Below are 16,247 nucleotides of genomic sequence, written 5' to 3' on the forward strand. Positions count from 1 at the left end.
TTTTTTCTATATTGCTAACCAATTAACAAACAAAAAAAATGAAAAAACTACTTTACCTTTTTAGTGCTGTTGCGCTAACTTTAACTTCTTGTTCTAATGAAGATGATTCTAATAATTCATCAAGTACTGTATTATTAACTAAAATAATTGAAACCTTTGAAGACAATAGTACATTAACAACTGAATTCCGATATTCTGGAACCAAATTGACTCGAATAACTGATGATGATGGCCGCTTTGACTTTACTTATACAAACGACTTAATAACAGAAGTTAAGTACTATGAATCAAACACATTATTACAAACTGAAACTTATCAATATGACTCAAGCGGAAGAGTAACTACATATGTAATAATTGATAATATTGATACTGACTGGGGAAATAAAGAAACATATACTTATAATACTAATGGAACAGTATCTGTAAATTATTATTCTGGTGATGCGTCATCTCAGACAAATTTAGACAGAACTGGAACAATTACTTTTTTAAATGGAGAAATAAATCAAATTTCTTTTTCTGATGGAAAAATAATAACATATTCCTATGACAATAAAAACAACCCATTTAAAAATGTAACTGGATATGATAAAATAAATTTTTGCAATCAAGAAGGGAATGGTGTTTTACACAATATTATTCAAGAAGACGATTCTACTGACTTAGATGATATTTCTACAACATACACCTATAATAGTAATGATTATCCAATTACATCAACTGAAACAGGTTTTGAAGTAACTACTGCTCAGTATTTCTATAATTAAATCTTCAAACAAAAGATACAAATCCCGATAAGCTTCAAACCTTATCGGGATTTTTTTATTCTACTACTGCAATTGCTTCAATCTCAATCAACCAATCTTTTCTGCCTAAATTTTCTACGCCTACTAAAGTGCTTGCTGGATAATTTTCATTTCCTAGAAATTCCTTTCTAACTTTTCTGAAAATAGGCAAATCAATTTCAGGGTTAAAATTTACGATGTACGTATTCATTTTTACTACATCTTTAAAAGTAGCATTGCAATTGATAAGTTGTTTTTCTAAATTTTGAAATGTCGTAATGGTTTGCGCTTCTAAATCTACACCATCACCTATTTGTCCTGAAATGTATAGCGTTTTGAAATTTCCAGTTTTTACTAAAACGGTTTGAGAGAAACCTTCGCTAGGTTCGATGTATACTTTTTCAATCATTTTGTATTGCATTAAATCTTGAGTAAAAATACTCGTTTTTTGTAAAAAGTAGTTTAAATTTGGACTTTAAACCCAACTGATTTGCAATTCACTACCAAAATACCCGTTCAAAAAAGCGCTTTCCCAATCGATTACGATTCGAAAGTTATGTTATTGGGTTCGTGTTTTGCGGAAAATATGGGTAAAAAGTTTGATTATTTTAAATTTCAAGCTATTACCAATCCGTTTGGAATTATTTTTAATGCGGTTTCTTTAGAAAAGTTAATCCGTCGCGCTGTTGAAAATAGAACTTTTACCGAAAACGATATTTTCTTTCATAACGATTTATGGCATTGCTATGAAGTGCATTCTGAATTATCAAATCCAAATAAAGAAGTATTTTTGAGTAATTTGAATTCTATTTTAGAATCAACATATCGACACATTGCTTCATTGACACATTGTATCATCACACTAGGAACTTCATGGGTTTATAGAAATATTGAAACCTATGAAATCGTTGCCAATTGTCACAAAGTGCCGCAAAAGCAATTTATAAAAGAATTACTTTCGATTAATCAAATTGAAGAAAGTTTACAAAGTATTATTTCATTAATACATTCGGTAAATCCAAATTGCAATTTTATTTTTACGGTTTCTCCTGTACGCCATATAAAAGATGGATTTGCAGAAAACACGCTAAGTAAAGCGCATTTGATTGCGGCAATTCACAAAACAATCACCCATCATCCATCACCCATCACCTATTTTCCTTCTTACGAAATTATGATGGACGAATTGCGCGATTATCGTTTTTATGCTGAAGATATGTTGCATCCGAATCAAACTGCAATCGATTATATCTGGATTCAATTCTTTGAAAATTATATTTCTGAATCGGTGTTTGGATTGATGAATGAGATTTGCTCTATTCAAAAAGGATTGCAACATCGTCCGTTTAATCCGAATACAGAAAATCATCAGAAATTCTTAAATCAACTCGATTTAAAAATCAAAGCCATTAAAAATCAATATCCTTTTATAAAATTTTGTTAAAATACGTCAATTGTCGTATTTCCTACTTTATCCTTTTTTGTGAATTTTGACTTATCAATAAATATAAAAATTCACACTTATGAAAACTTTAAAAAATTCAACTCTATTTTGTTTATTACTTTTATTCGTTTCGATTCAATTCGCAACAGCTCAAAAACTAGTTAATGCATCGGAAGTTACACCTTCTTTATTAAAAGAAACTTGCGACAATGCCTACATAGAAGTATTAGAAGTTAAAGACACTTATATAAAAATTAAAAACACTTATAGTGTCTATCTTGATATTGACGACAATAAAAGGTTCGTAACATTTAGTAGCGTTTATAATCTTGTTGATGGTGCTTCAAAAAAAGATGCTTTAGAATTAGTAAACAAATTAAATGCTGAAGTAGCTTTAATTAAGGTTTACTATTCCGAAAGCACAAACACTATTACTTATTTCTATTATTTTTGGACAGAAGGCGGATTTACTCAAAAATCATTAATTAGTTCGTTACGTCTTTATAAAACAGCATTGGATTTATCTTTAGATAAAGATACAGGTAAACTTATTAAATAAAAATATTTATGAAAATAAGAATCGCCTTTGTATTCCTTGTGATTAATTTTTTTTACAGCGAATCCATCTGGTCTCAAAGACCTGTTCTTACAGACGAAGAAACGGTTTCTGAAATGGTTATATCCGAAATGCATGAAGTATTTCAATCTCCTGATTTTATTAAAAAGAAAAACAAGAAATTTTCTGAAGTAACAGGCGACATGACTATTGACATTACTGTAATTCAGAGCGGAAAAGTTGCCACTTTTTTTAAAGTAGATAGCACAATAAAAGACATCGATTTTATCAACTTTATGTCAGAATACATTCTTACACACAAATTCAAATTCAAATTAGAGAAGAAGAAAAGATACAAAATTAGATACAACATATCATTTTAACATTAAAAACGAAACTCATGAAAAAATCAATTATTATGTACTCTCTTCTTGTAGCAATAGTGGGAACTACTCCTGCAACTGCTCAATTTGGGAAGTTGTTAGACAAAGTCAAAGGAAGTGGTGGTTCTAAAAAATCAGGAAGTTTTGCTACTGTATGGGAATCAGAATTTGGAAATAAAGCTACAAGATTGGCAGTAAACAATCATGATGGCTCTTATATTTTAGGAACAGATGACAACTCTGCTTCAGTATTAAACGGAGAAGGAAAATTAATTTGGAATGGCGATTACAAAAACATCACAACCAACAAAACTAACAAATGTGAATATCAATATGTTATTTGGAAAGATAATGGAGGTTATTTGTTCTTGTTTGACGAAAGAAAAATGGGAACTGACCGCGTTGCTGTAATTGATATTGCTTCGGGAAAAGAATTATGGAATTCTGAATTGTACCAAAATTTACTTCCAAAAGGAACAAAATCAGAAGATGGTGCTGATCAAGGGGAATTAGAAACTGTAAAATACATTTACGAATTAGATGCCTTTTTAATTTCTCAAAAAGCTTCTGTTATTTTAGTAAAAGCTAACACTGGAGAAAAAGTTTGGGAAACCAATCGTTTCAAAGGTGGTGTTGGAAAATACATTTACGATGCTAAAAAGAATGAAATTATTATGGTGAATTTTAAACCAACGGCATTAGGGGCTTTGTTTGCAGGTTTCAAAAATCAGATGGTGAAATTAAACGCTAGCAATGGAGAAATCATTTGGGAAAACACTTTTATGGGAACTGTAGAAAAAGAATTAGTTACCAGAAGAGCCATCTTAGATTTATGGATTAAAGGCGACAAAGTATTCATGTATTTGAATGGATTACAAGTTTTCAATATCAATTCTGGACAAAAACTTTGGGAATCGGTATATGAAAATGACATGGATGGTGGTGGCGGAGGCATGTTCTCTAATACAACGCAAAAAAAATATTACAGAACAATTGCTGATCCATTATTTACAGACAATGCGGTTTACATTGTAATGTTAGGTGGAAGAGACCGAGCTAAATACGTTCAAAAACATGATTTAGAAAGTGGTAAAATCATGTGGACGTCTGAGAAAATTACAGGTGCTTTTTCTATGCCAAATATTTACAGATCGGGTGATAAAGTAATTGTTCAAGTTGGTGGAAAAGTACAAGTTCAAGAGTACAGAAAAGAACAACAACAAAGTTTGTATGGAGGAACTTACACTTCACTTGTTCCTTACATTTATTGGGATTATAAAGCGCAAAAAAATAGCTTATTAGCTTTAGATGACAAAACAGGAACTACTTCATGGCGTTCTGAAAAATTTGACAAACGTATTACAGATTTCATTATTCATGAAAATAAAAATGTTTTTGTTGGAGATGGCGATCAATTCTATTGTTATGACATTGCTTCGGGAAAACAAATTTTTGATGTAAAACACAACGATGCTGGCGTTGGTAAAGCTACTGACGTAATTGATTTTGGAGAAACTGTAGTTGTATTATCTGAAAAAGGATTAGCGTCTTACAATAAAAAAGATGGTTCAAGAGCATATGCAACAGAGAAAATCAGAGGTGTAGATTATTTCTACGATGTAAATGGAAATTACTTTTTACGTGATCAAAGAAACAGTAAAAATATTCTTCACGCAATTGATATGACGAATGGAGAAACAAAAGGTTCAGTTCAATCAAAAGGAAAAGGCGGAAGTCCAAAATACGGTGACGGTTTAGACATTACTGACGATGGAGAATTCATTTTTGCTTTTAAAGGCAAAAAAGTAGAGAAAATTAAAGTGAACAATTAATTGCTTTTATAGTTTGATTAGTTTGAGTGGATTGATGTTCTGTCAATCCACTTTTTTTATAAATACGTCAAATGTCGTATTGAAAAACGCCTTATTTTAAACGAATTTTACGCTATTAATAATTCTGAATTATGTCTAAATTATTTCTTTCCATCGAATCATTGAGTCAAAAGAAAGAATTGTTTGTTATTCTTTTTAGACTATTCGTTTTACTTTGCTTGCTATTGAATGTTTATAATCTTATTTATGTATTGCATTAATTTAAACGCACTTTAAATTTGATTTTATACTTTTATAGTAAACATTGATCAATTTCAAAATGAAAAACTATATATCTATCCTATTCGCTTTACTTCTTACACAACTCTTTAGTCTTAGTTGGGGCCAAACCTATTCTGTAAAACAAATCGATTCGGTTTTGAATATGCCATACGATGATATTGTTGCTAATACTTCTAAGTCATTACAACTGTTCAACAAAGTTTTATCGGATGCTAAAAAGCAAAACTACAAATTAGGTATTGCCAACAGTTATGATAAAATGGCGCTTTGCTATTTTTATCAAAGTAAGTATGATTTACAATCTAAATATATTTTCATGGCAATTGATTATTTTAATCAATTAAAGCAATACGATAAAGTTGCCTCGCTTTATGGAAGTTATGGTTATCATTTAAAAAGACGCAACTTAGATTCTGGGATTTTGTACATGCAAAAAGGCTTGAAAATTGGTGAAAAACACAATGCAGAATACGAACTTAGAGCTATTTATGACAATTATGGTGTTTTAAAAGAAATGAAAAAAGAGTACGATAGTGCTTTTTTGTTCTACAATAAATCGCTGACTTTAAAAGAAAAAGCGAATGATAAAATTGGAATCCCTTACAGTTTGAATAAAATTGGAATGCTCCAATTAACCTTAAAGCAATTTGCTAAAGCGAAACAAAATTTAGACAAAGCCTATCAAATACGACTTGAGATTGATGATAAAATTGGAATTGCAGAAAACCTCAATTTCTATGGTTACTACTTTTTTGAAACCAAAGACCATCAAAAATCAATTGAATATTTCAACAAAGCTCTCAATTATAGTAAAACTTACAATTACAATTATTTAACCCAAGACAATTATCAAAAATTATCTGAGTTGTACGAATTAAATTCCGATTATAAAACGGCATTGGACAACTTTAAGAACTATACGATTTATAAAGATAGTATTTCCAATATCAACCTTAGAATTAAACAAGCCGAACTTGATACAGCATTTGACACCGAACGAAAAGAAAAGGAAATTTTAACTCAAAAAGCAGATTTAGCAGTTAAAAACACCTACATCGTAATCATTATTTCTCTTTTAATTTTATCCATAATCGTTGGCTATTTTATGCTAAAAAATCAGAAAATGAAAACCCTTCAATTGCAAAAAGAAAACGAATTAAAAGATGCGTTATTAAAAATCGAAACTCAAAATCGACTTCAAGAACAACGCCTTCAAATTTCGAGAGATTTGCATGATAACATTGGAGCGCAACTTACTTTTATCATTTCTTCTGTAGATTCATTAAAATATGCTTTTGCCGATGGAAATCCGAAGTTAGAAGATAAATTAAATAATATTAGTTCGTTTACTAAAGAAACTATTTATGAATTGAGAGATACGATTTGGGCCATGAATAAAGAAGCAATTACAATTGAAGATTTGAAAACCAGAATTTCAAACTTTATTGATAATGCCCAACTTTCATTAAACGGAATTCAATTTAATTTTAATTTCAACACAAAATCGTTTCAATCTTTTAGTTCTAGAGACGGAATGAATATTTATCGTTTAATTCAAGAAGCGGTAAATAATGCTATCAAACATGCAAAAGCAAGTCAAATTGACGTATCTTTAACAGAATCAAACAACAAAATCAATATTGTTATTTCAGATAACGGTAAAGGATTTGATTTGGCTACAGCCGAAATTGGAAATGGGTTGAATACCATGAAAAAAAGAGCTACCGAATTAAAAGGAAATTTCAAAATTGAATCCGCAGAAAATGGAACTTCAATATACCTAAGTTTACCTAATCAAACTGAATTTTAATTTAATTAATCATCAAAGAAATGGAGAAAGTAATTAAAACTGTTATCGTAGACGACAATACGTTCCTGATAAAAGCTATCCAGGAAAAGCTTTCCTTTTTTGATGATATTCAGATAAAATTTACAGCTTTAGATGGTTCTGATTTACTAACTAAAATTAGTAACAATCATAATATCGATGTGATTTTAATGGATATCGATATGCCTATTTTAAACGGAATAGAAGCCACCGAAATCATAAAAAACAAATATCCGCATATCAAAGTCATCATGTTAACCGTTTTTGATAATGATGAGAATATTTTCAACGCAATTAAAGCTGGCGCAGATGGTTATTTATTAAAAGAAGTAGAGCCTAAAACTCTTTATGAAGGCATTATCGACACTTTAAACGGAGGAGCAGCTATGAATCCTTCCATTGCCTTGAAAACTTTAAAACTACTTCGCAATCCAATAGATTTAGATAATAAAAAGGAAGAAGAAATCATCAAATTAACTACAAGAGAAGTTGATGTTTTAGAACAACTAAGCAAAGGATTAAATTACATTAATATTGCTGAGAATTTATTTTTGTCTCCAGCAACGGTAAGAAAACATATTGAAAATATTTACACGAAACTTCAAGTTCACAACAAATTAGAAGCAGTTCAAAAAGCAAAGAAAAACAATCTTATTTAAAAAAATACGCTATTCGATGTATTGATTTAAGATTAAAAATCTAGCAATTTTATAACATTATAATTTTGATAAAATGAGGCGGAATAATGTTATTGCATATATAAAGAAAAACAAAATGACCATGATTATCATAATCATAGTCATTTTATTCTTGTTGCTTAATTGCTATAATATTATATATTGTAACTAACTATTCAATTCTTCAATTTCTAATTGAACGTTTTCCCAATCTTCTAATAATTGTTCTAATTCTTTTTTCTTCTTTTCATAAGCTGCAAAAAAAGTAGCATCTTCAATATGTTTATCGTAATTCGCAGCTAAAGCTTTATCATCTGCTTGAATGGCTTTTTCTAATTGTTGAATTTGGCTTTCAATTTTACTTAATTTATTTTGTAACGCTTTGGCTTTCTTTTGATCTTCGTACGAAATACTTTTAACCGCTTTCACATTTTGAGCTTGATTATTCACTACAACATCTTTTTTCTCAATTTCACGCATGTTTATGGCGTTTTTCTGTTCTAAGAAGAAGTTGATATCGCCCAAATACTCTCTGATTTTCTGATCTTTGAATTCGTACACTATATTCGACATTCCTTGCAAGAAATCACGGTCGTGAGACACTAACAACAATGTTCCTTCAAATTGCTGTAAAGCGGCTTTTAAAACGTTTTTAGACTTAATATCCAAGTGATTCGTTGGTTCATCCATTACCAAGACATTAATCGGTTGTAATAGCAATTTACAAAGCGCTAAACGATTTCGCTCGCCTCCTGAAAGTACTTTAACTTTTTTCTCCACTTCATCTCCACGGAATAAAAACGCTCCCAACATATCACGAACTTTTGAACGATTCGTATCGGTTGCAGCTTCTAACATCGTATCTAGTAATGTTTTTTCACCATCTAAATATTCCGCTTGATTTTGAGCGAAGTAACCTAATTGTACATTATGTCCAAGTTTTATGGTTCCATTATATTCAAATTCATTCACAATAGCTTTCATAAAAGTCGATTTTCCTTGACCATTTTGCCCAACGAAAGCTACTTTACTTCCACGTTCTACTAAAAGCGAAATATCTTTCAAGATAACTTTATCACCATAGGCTTTGGTAACGTGTTCGGCTTCTACCACTACTCTACCTGGCGTTTGCGATACTGGAAACGAAATATTCATCACCGAATTGTCGTCTTCATCCACTTCAATTCGTTCTACTTTATCTAATTTTTTAATCAACGACTGCGCCATCGATGCTTTAGAAGCTTTGGCACGGAATTTCTCGATTAACTTTTCAGTTTCTTCAATTTTTTTGGCTTGATTCTTTTGGGTTGCCAATTGCTTTTCACGAATTTCCTGACGTAACACTAAATACTCGGAATATGGTTTACTAAAATCGTATGCTTTTCCTAAAGAAATTTCGATAGTACGATTTGTAACATTATCCAAAAACATTTTATCGTGAGAAACAATTACGACTACTCCAGGGAAATTTCGTAAAAAACCTTCTAACCAAATGATACTTTCAATATCCAAGTGATTCGTTGGCTCATCTAAAAGTAAAATATCGTTTGATTGTAATAACAATTTTGCTAATTCAATACGCATTCTCCATCCACCTGAAAAAGTATCGGTTTGATTGTCGAAATCCTCTCTTTTGAATCCAAGACCTAAAAGAATTTTCTCAGTATCTCCAACATAATTATATCCTCCAAGAACTTCGTAATGATGCGTAACATCGCTCAATTCTTCAATTAAATCAGAATATTCTTGACTTTCATAATCGGTTCGTGTTACCAATTGGTGATTGATTTCATCAATTCGGAATTCGGCACGTTTAATTTCTTCGAAAGCCATATAGGCTTCTTCTAAAACAGTTCTTCCTTTTACGAAATCAATATCCTGACGAAGAAATCCAATTTTCACTTCTTTTTCAGTAGCTATAGTTCCGCTATCAGGTTTAAAATCACCCGCAAGCATTTTCAACATGGTTGATTTTCCTGCACCATTTTTTCCAACAAGTCCAACTCTGTCTCCAGAACCCAATCTAAAAGTTACTTCTTCAAAAAGATAGGTTCCACCAAATGAAACTGATAAATTATGTATGTTTAGCATTTAATAAGTTTAAATGTTTAATTGTTTATGTGTTAAAAGTTACTAACGATTAAACTCGAAATTAATTAAACAAATTGTTATATGTAATAATTGTTACACAAAGAATTGTTAGTTGTTGTACCTTTGTGTAAAATATTTTGCAAATGTTAAAAAAAGGATCCAAATTAAATAGTATTTTAACAGGAAGTTGTCCAACTTGCCACGAAGAAAGCATGTATTTAGACAAAAATCCGTATAATGTTCTTAATGTGTACAAAATGCACGAAAATTGCAGCCATTGTGGAACCAAATATAAAATGGAACCCTCGTTTTTTTATGGCGCCATGTATGTAAGTTATGCCTTAGGTATTGCTTTTGGAGTTGCTGCATTTATCATCACATATTTTTTTGTTGGTGAAAAAAGTTTAATCAATAACTTTATTGTAATAATTGCAACATTAATAGTTTTTATGCCTGTAATTATGAGACTTTCAAGAAACATCTGGGTAAATATGTTTATAAGTTACGATAAAGATTGGAAACAACACATCAATGAAAAAAAGAAACCTACATTGAGATAAAAAAAAACCGAAACAAATTAGTTTCGGTTTTTTTTATAACATCTTATAATGTCTATCTCTTTTTCCAATGGAATACCATTTTCAATATGTTGGAATAATTGATTTGCCAAAAATGGCCCTAGCATAACACCACGAGTACCTAAACCATTTAAAACGTGTAATTTCTTAAATTCTGGATGTGTTCCAACCAATGGCCTCCTATCGTTAACTGTAGGTCGAACACCTGCAAAATGTTTCACAATTTCAAAATCGCACGAAATTAATTCGGATAATTTATCGATTAATTCTTGTTTACCTTCTTCGGTTGGAACATTTGTTTTGTCTTTCCAATCGTAAGTGGCACCAACTTTATACAAATCATTTCCAATAGGAAGTATAAAAACATTCGACTTTATTACGACATCTAAATCTAAATTTGGAGCTTTAATGATAAGCAATTCGCCTTTTGTTCCATCCAAAGGCAAATCATTAAAATAAGGATTGGCATGTAATCCAAAACCTTCTGCAAAAATGATATGTTTGGCTTTTATATTTTTATATTGAATTCCGTCTTCTAAAAATTGGATTTCATCATAATTAAAACCTTCATTAGAAAAGCAATTTAGAGCTTGCAAATATTTAGTATAAGCTTCAATCAAAATTGAAATTTCTAAATATCCAGTATGATTTACTTTTCCATAATGAAAAGGAGAAGCAATACTTTCGTAAGAAGTTGTAACTAATTTGGAGTCTAAAAAAGGAGCTAAATTTGGTTTGTCAGCAGCATGAAACCAATTATTTTGTTCTTCAACAGAATATAATTTACGAAGTATAGGTAGTTCAAAATCAAAAACAACATTCAATTTAGATTGAATTTTATGGTATAAAGGAAAAGCAAAATCAATTTGCTCCTTTGCTTTCCAAACTTCACTGAAACGTTTTAAAACTACAGGATTGTACAAACCTCCCGCTACACGAGATGAAGGTTGCGAATTATTATCAAAAACAAAAATTGATTTATTGTTTTGCAAAGCAATTTCAGCAAATGAAATTCCAGCTAAACCATTTCCAACGATTATAAAATCTATCATGGTGTAAAATTAAAAAACTCTTACCAAATGGTAAGAGTTTTTTAAATGAAATTGGAGAAATACTATTAATAATTCCACATATCTTGTTCAAAGTCACGAATCTTTTCTTTAACACGATCCGATTCTAATAATTGCATTTGAGCATTTTCTTTCATGTAATCAGCAATCTTACGATCACCGTAAACATTTTCTTCTAAATAAATCATTCCACTAAAACGACGTGCGTTTAATAAATGGTCGAAAGAAAATGGCATTGCAGAGTTTCTATTATTGAACGCTTTAGCTTCATGTAAAATATCTCTAGTTGATGGGAAATAAACCCAAAACAAATCAATATATTCTAATTCAGCATCATTATTCTTTTTAGAGAAAACGTCTGGAACAACTGGACAAATACCTAATAATCTGTATTTTAACTCACCTTGTCTTTTATCGAAATACCAATATCCAACAATACGATAAGCACTTACATCATAAGCTTCAATCTCAGTTTTTCTGATAAACTCTTCATCAATTTTCTTAGTACCTTTTCTATAAGCTTCCATATCCTCATTCATTTGCTCACGACCTACGTCAGTAGTATCAACTGTGAATAATGAAGATTCAATATCCTTAAGTGTCTTTTTAGTAGTAAAATAACTTGAGTCATAAACTTCCGTAATTTTACCTTCTTTAATTCCACTAATTAGAACATTATAAAGAGGTCTTCTATCTGGTGAAGACATAACATCACCTTCAACTGGGAAATAAAGAGGAAAGTTTACTCTCTCATCAAGATCAACAAATTCCCAAATACGTTTTCCCATTAAGATATCTCTATCATGAACATATCCATAAGGTAAAGGTTTATCGTTATCAGCGCTTAACTCAGCTTCTGTTTTTTTCCCGATTTGATCAGGTGTCTTAGCATTTAATAAGTTTGACTGAGCAAAAGTAGTAGCACTTAAACCTAATACTAAAATTGCAATACTATTTCTCCAATTCATTTTATTCATTTTTTATTTGGTTTAAAATATAAACTCAAATTAATTTAAATTATTGTATTTCGTAAGTACAAATAGATACTTTCTTAGCCATCTGATCAATTCCAGAGAAACTAGCTTTGATTTCAGAAATAACTACTACATCACCTTTTTGTGCTTTTGCAATTGCAGATTTAGCTCTAGCATCCATTCTATTACCAGAAACTACAATTGTTGGCTGACCAGGAACTTTAACGTTAAATTGAGTTACGTTAACTGTAACTGGGAAATCGAAATCTTCCATAACAGCAGTAACAGAACAAACTTCTAAGTTAGATTTTGGTCCTTTATTTTTCTCAGATCCACCAACTTTTCCTGTTGGAGCAGGTAATCCTTTGATTCTAAATACTTGTGCACTTGACATTGCTTTTCCGTCAGGCATAGTAGCATTTACGTTAATTTTCACTTCACTTCCTGAACCTGGTTTTAACATAAATTTACCATCACCAACTTTAGTCATTCCTGGAGCACTAGCATTTACTTTGTTAGAAGCTATACCAGGTACAGAAATAGAAATTGGGTTAGGAACTCCACGGTAAACAACATTCATTTTATCAGCTGAGATAATAGCTTGGTTAGGACGAGGAACAACAACATAAGTTCCTTCGAATTTTAAAGGAATTTCTTTTCCATCTTCTAAGAAACCAAATTCTCCAGAAATGTTTTGTTCTCCAATTCCACCAGCAGTCATCGAAATAACAGCTTGACCGTTTTCAATTTTTCCAGGACCTTTAAATGATGTTGGTTGTGTGTTAGCATCGTAACGACCTAATACAACTTTACCTTTTACAGTTTCACCTTGGAAATAAGCATTTTTCTCTAAAACAACGATAGCTTGGAAGTTTTTCATAGAAGCCGCAGTTTTCAATGCATTTCCTAAGAATAAGTTATAAGCACCAGCTTCTGTATTTTTTACATCATTCTGCATAGCAGTTAAGAATGTTAAAGTAGATACCGCTGGGAAACCTTTAGTTTTATAATCTAAAAATTTAACTTTAACGTTTTCTCTGTTAGTAATATCTGCTGTAGAAAATTTCTTTTCAATCTCTTTAATAAAAGGAATGTATTTCACATCATTTCCTAATACTTTTTTGATATCAGCAACATATTTGTCTATTTTAGAAACAATTTCAGTTCCTCTTGGACTGTAACCGTCACCTGCGAACCATTTTTCATCAATAGTAGATTTGTCCATAGACTCGAAAGGCAATTTGCCATTCTCATCTGGCGCAATACCTTCTGTAACTTCTGCCTTAACTGTTTCTAAGAAAGCAACAAAATCTTTAGAGATTTTAGCTACTTCTTTAGCTTTATTAGCAGGCTCAGCATATTTAGCAGGCTCATCAGCGGCTTTAGTATTTAAAGCAGATAATAAGTTGTTATTAGCTTCTTCAGTTAATTTATTTGATTCAGTAAATTTGTCATTAAAATTACCAAAAGCAGTTAATACTTCTTTTGACATATTTAATGCCAACATTGCGATGAAAACCAAGTACATCAGGTTAATCATCTTCTGTCTAGGGGTTAATTTTCCTCCTGCCATTTTCTTTAAATTAGTTTTTAATTAATAAAATATTTAATGATAAAACTAATTATCCTCTGTTACTCATAGCAGATAACATACCTCCATAAACTGCATTTAAAGATGCAATATTAGAAGTCATAGATTGCATTTGCTCTTTTAATTTAGCAGCATTTTCAGCAATTTCTTTGTTTGCTTGTGCATTTCTATCAGCACTTTCTAATTGAACTTTATATAAACTATTTAAAGCTTCCATTTGAGCTGCAGCTGTAGTCATTTCTTCAGCATATTTCTTTTGACCTGCCATAGCATCTACAGTAGGAGAAATTGATTTAGCAGCACCTTCGAAGTTTTTAATACTGTTTCCTAAGCTTGCCATTAATTCACCATCAATTTTAGCTTCTTTTAACATATTATCTAATTTTTGAGATAATAATCCTTGAGCCTCAGCTGGGTTTTCTTTTTTATCTTTTGGTTTAGCTTCACCACCTGCTAATTCAGGGTAAACTAAAGACCAATCTAATTCGTGTTCAACTGGTTCAAAAGCAGATAACGCGAAAATCGCTGCTTCTGTTAACAAACCGATTACAAGCATTGGTCCTGCACCTGGCCAGTGCATTAATTTGAATAATGCTCCAACGATTACTACTGCCGCTCCCATTCCGTAAAGGAATCCCATCACTTTTTTGCTTAAAATTGCCATAATAAATAAAATTTAGTTAGTTAAGTTAATTATATAATAAAATTGGTTAAATACTATTTTGGTCTAGTCCCTGTTGCCGCTGTACCCATATAATCTTGTACAGTTCTGAACCCAATATAACTTCTTGCAGAATCAGCATACTCATAATCACGAGTAGACACTTGTAAGAAGTAAGCAACATCTTTCCAAGAACCACCACGAACCACTTTTCTTTGATTCTTCTTGTCTGCAACATGAGGATTCATTGTAGAAACGAATTCATAAGCCTCAGCATAGTAAGAAGACTCAGTCCACTCAGAAACATTACCTGCCATGTTGTATAAGTTGAAATCATTAGGCTCATATGATTTAGCTTCTACTGTATATAAAGCACCATCAGCTGCGTAATCTCCACGATTAGGTTTGAAGTTAGCCATAAAACATCCTCTATCATTTTTAGCATATGGACCACCCCAAGGATAAGTTCCACCTTCAATTCCACCTCTAGCAGCATATTCCCATTCAGCCTCTGTTGGCAAACGGAATGAGTTTACTTGATCTCTTCCTTTTTTCTTTTTAATGTAAGCATTTTTATACATTGTTCTCCAAGCACAAAATGCTTTAGCTTGATTCCAAGAAACACCTACCACAGGATATTCTCCGTAAGCTTGATGCCAGAAATAATCATTGTGCATTGGCTCATTATAAGAATAAGCAAAGTCTTTAATCCAAGCAGTTGTATCAGGATAGATTTCAATAGGTGGCGCATCTTCGTAGAAGTTTTTACGACCTTTTTTCTTAACAGCCTTATTTAAATCAACTTGATTGTATTTGAATTTTAATTTAGAAGCATCAATAGTTTTTAAACCATTATATGATTCTGACTCAGGCAAATACATTGAATCCATCACCTCAACATAAAATTCATCTGGATATTTCCCAGGCTCTTTAATAAGCTTGATTTTTTTATTTAACTTTCTTCCAGCATAAATATCATCATCAGTACCGACACTGTAATAATTTTCATACATATACTTGTCGTACGGAGTCATTTTTTCAGGATCAACGTCAGCAAAGGCAAAATCACCAATACTTCCACCTTTTCCACCACCAGAACCAGGCTTTTGACCTTGTTCATCGGCAAGAATAGCTAGGCGCGTTCTGATAGTTGAATCTTTTACCCATTCAACAAACTGACGATACTCACTATTAGTTATCTCTGTTTCATCCATATAGAATGAACGTACCGTAACTGTCTTAGTAGGCGCGTCTTGAATGTTAGCTAAATCATCATCGGCTTTACCCATAATAAAAGCTCCTCCAGGGATTAACGTCATACCGTAAGGTTTCTCGGGATGCCATTTTCTCCCTTTAACTCCTACTAATTCTCCTTTATCGCCTTTACCACAACTGATAAATAATGACAAAATTGCTGAAAATGCAACAAACTTCTTCATATAAACTTGGGTTAAATGTAATTTCTATTTAAGGGCGTAAACCTATTCAATAA

The 16,247-nt window shown here is 31.4% G+C and carries 15 protein-coding genes; 8 read left to right on the plus strand and 7 right to left on the minus strand.

Going from position 1 to position 16,247, the window contains the following annotated elements:
* Positions 1–38 precede the first annotated feature (38 nt).
* Complete coding sequence (locus IM755_RS00770; protein WP_194093175.1) at positions 39–770, plus strand: hypothetical protein; 732 nt, start codon at positions 39–41, stop codon at positions 768–770.
* Between the two features lie 55 nt (positions 771–825).
* Here the strand turns inward: IM755_RS00770 and IM755_RS00775 are convergent, their stop codons facing one another.
* Positions 826–1,197: a RidA family protein gene (locus tag IM755_RS00775; protein WP_194093176.1), complete on the minus strand. Its 372-nt coding sequence runs from the start codon at positions 1,195–1,197 to the stop codon at positions 826–828.
* An 81-nt stretch (positions 1,198–1,278) separates the two neighbouring features.
* On the opposite strand from IM755_RS00775, the gene IM755_RS00780 reads away from it, so the two are divergent.
* The 6 genes from IM755_RS00780 (at position 1,279) to IM755_RS00805 (ending at position 7,772) form a co-directional block, all read left to right on the plus strand.
* A complete protein-coding gene (locus tag IM755_RS00780) occupies positions 1,279–2,232 on the plus strand; it encodes a GSCFA domain-containing protein (RefSeq protein ID WP_194093177.1) in 954 nt (317 codons plus the stop codon).
* Positions 2,233–2,311: 79 nt separating this feature from the next.
* Positions 2,312–2,791 (plus strand): YbjN domain-containing protein, encoded by a 480-nt coding sequence (locus IM755_RS00785; RefSeq protein ID WP_026724171.1) that lies wholly within the window; start codon positions 2,312–2,314, stop codon positions 2,789–2,791.
* Between the two features lie 8 nt (positions 2,792–2,799).
* Complete coding sequence (locus IM755_RS00790) at positions 2,800–3,171, plus strand: hypothetical protein (RefSeq protein WP_194093178.1); 372 nt, start codon at positions 2,800–2,802, stop codon at positions 3,169–3,171.
* A gap of 17 nt (positions 3,172–3,188) precedes the next feature.
* A complete protein-coding gene (locus IM755_RS00795) occupies positions 3,189–5,003 on the plus strand; it encodes an outer membrane protein assembly factor BamB family protein (RefSeq protein WP_194093179.1) in 1,815 nt (604 codons plus the stop codon).
* A 319-nt stretch (positions 5,004–5,322) separates the two neighbouring features.
* Positions 5,323–7,095, plus strand: coding sequence for a tetratricopeptide repeat-containing sensor histidine kinase (locus IM755_RS00800; protein WP_194093180.1), 1,773 nt, complete (start codon positions 5,323–5,325; stop codon positions 7,093–7,095).
* A gap of 20 nt (positions 7,096–7,115) precedes the next feature.
* Positions 7,116–7,772: a response regulator transcription factor gene (locus IM755_RS00805; protein ID WP_026724175.1), complete on the plus strand. Its 657-nt coding sequence runs from the start codon at positions 7,116–7,118 to the stop codon at positions 7,770–7,772.
* A gap of 186 nt (positions 7,773–7,958) precedes the next feature.
* On the opposite strand, the gene IM755_RS00810 is transcribed toward IM755_RS00805, so the two are convergent.
* The gene (locus IM755_RS00810) at positions 7,959–9,881 is read right to left on the minus strand and encodes an ABC-F family ATP-binding cassette domain-containing protein (protein ID WP_194093181.1); all 1,923 of its coding nucleotides are present in this window, start codon (positions 9,879–9,881) and stop codon (positions 7,959–7,961) included.
* Between the two features lie 143 nt (positions 9,882–10,024).
* On the opposite strand from IM755_RS00810, the gene IM755_RS00815 reads away from it, so the two are divergent.
* Positions 10,025–10,441 (plus strand): DUF983 domain-containing protein, encoded by a 417-nt coding sequence (locus IM755_RS00815; RefSeq protein WP_194093182.1) that lies wholly within the window; start codon positions 10,025–10,027, stop codon positions 10,439–10,441.
* 17 nt (positions 10,442–10,458) lie between these two features.
* On the opposite strand, the gene IM755_RS00820 is transcribed toward IM755_RS00815, so the two are convergent.
* The 5 genes from IM755_RS00820 to porK form a co-directional block, all read right to left on the minus strand.
* A complete protein-coding gene (locus IM755_RS00820; RefSeq protein WP_194093183.1) occupies positions 10,459–11,511 on the minus strand; it encodes an NAD(P)/FAD-dependent oxidoreductase in 1,053 nt (350 codons plus the stop codon).
* Positions 11,512–11,576: 65 nt separating this feature from the next.
* Positions 11,577–12,497, minus strand: coding sequence for a type IX secretion system ring subunit PorN/GldN (porN, locus tag IM755_RS00825; protein ID WP_026724179.1), 921 nt, complete (start codon positions 12,495–12,497; stop codon positions 11,577–11,579).
* Between the two features lie 49 nt (positions 12,498–12,546).
* Entirely contained in the window at positions 12,547–14,076 is a 1,530-nt protein-coding gene (gene porM, locus IM755_RS00830) for a type IX secretion system motor protein PorM/GldM (RefSeq protein ID WP_026724180.1), read from the minus strand.
* A gap of 49 nt (positions 14,077–14,125) precedes the next feature.
* On the minus strand, positions 14,126–14,758 hold the full coding sequence (gene porL, locus IM755_RS00835) for a type IX secretion system motor protein PorL/GldL (protein ID WP_194093184.1): 633 nt from the start codon (positions 14,756–14,758) through the stop codon (positions 14,126–14,128).
* Positions 14,759–14,811: 53 nt separating this feature from the next.
* Complete coding sequence (porK, locus tag IM755_RS00840) at positions 14,812–16,194, minus strand: T9SS ring complex lipoprotein PorK/GldK (protein ID WP_194093185.1); 1,383 nt, start codon at positions 16,192–16,194, stop codon at positions 14,812–14,814.
* Positions 16,195–16,247 lie beyond the last annotated feature (53 nt).

It is taken from the genome of Flavobacterium proteolyticum, from assembly GCF_015223105.1.
Lineage (GTDB): Bacteria > Bacteroidota > Bacteroidia > Flavobacteriales > Flavobacteriaceae > Flavobacterium > Flavobacterium proteolyticum.

What these genes read in the sequence shown, in the direction of transcription:
- IM755_RS00800 (WP_194093180.1), top strand. Translation starts at nt 5,323, where the DNA reads ATGAAAAACTATATATCTATCCTATTCGCTTTACTTCTTACACAACTC.
- porL (WP_194093184.1), bottom strand. Translation starts at nt 14,758, where the DNA reads ATGGCAATTTTAAGCAAAAAAGTGATGGGATTCCTTTACGGAATGGGA.
- porM (WP_026724180.1), bottom strand. Translation starts at nt 14,076, where the DNA reads ATGGCAGGAGGAAAATTAACCCCTAGACAGAAGATGATTAACCTGATG.
- IM755_RS00815 (WP_194093182.1), top strand. Translation starts at nt 10,025, where the DNA reads ATGTTAAAAAAAGGATCCAAATTAAATAGTATTTTAACAGGAAGTTGT.
- IM755_RS00805 (WP_026724175.1), top strand. Translation starts at nt 7,116, where the DNA reads ATGGAGAAAGTAATTAAAACTGTTATCGTAGACGACAATACGTTCCTG.
- porK (WP_194093185.1), bottom strand. Translation starts at nt 16,194, where the DNA reads ATGAAGAAGTTTGTTGCATTTTCAGCAATTTTGTCATTATTTATCAGT.
- IM755_RS00790 (WP_194093178.1), top strand. Translation starts at nt 2,800, where the DNA reads ATGAAAATAAGAATCGCCTTTGTATTCCTTGTGATTAATTTTTTTTAC.
- IM755_RS00820 (WP_194093183.1), bottom strand. Translation starts at nt 11,511, where the DNA reads ATGATAGATTTTATAATCGTTGGAAATGGTTTAGCTGGAATTTCATTT.
- IM755_RS00785 (WP_026724171.1), top strand. Translation starts at nt 2,312, where the DNA reads ATGAAAACTTTAAAAAATTCAACTCTATTTTGTTTATTACTTTTATTC.
- IM755_RS00770 (WP_194093175.1), top strand. Translation starts at nt 39, where the DNA reads ATGAAAAAACTACTTTACCTTTTTAGTGCTGTTGCGCTAACTTTAACT.
- IM755_RS00775 (WP_194093176.1), bottom strand. Translation starts at nt 1,197, where the DNA reads ATGATTGAAAAAGTATACATCGAACCTAGCGAAGGTTTCTCTCAAACC.
- IM755_RS00795 (WP_194093179.1), top strand. Translation starts at nt 3,189, where the DNA reads ATGAAAAAATCAATTATTATGTACTCTCTTCTTGTAGCAATAGTGGGA.
- porN (WP_026724179.1), bottom strand. Translation starts at nt 12,497, where the DNA reads ATGAATTGGAGAAATAGTATTGCAATTTTAGTATTAGGTTTAAGTGCT.
- IM755_RS00810 (WP_194093181.1), bottom strand. Translation starts at nt 9,881, where the DNA reads ATGCTAAACATACATAATTTATCAGTTTCATTTGGTGGAACCTATCTT.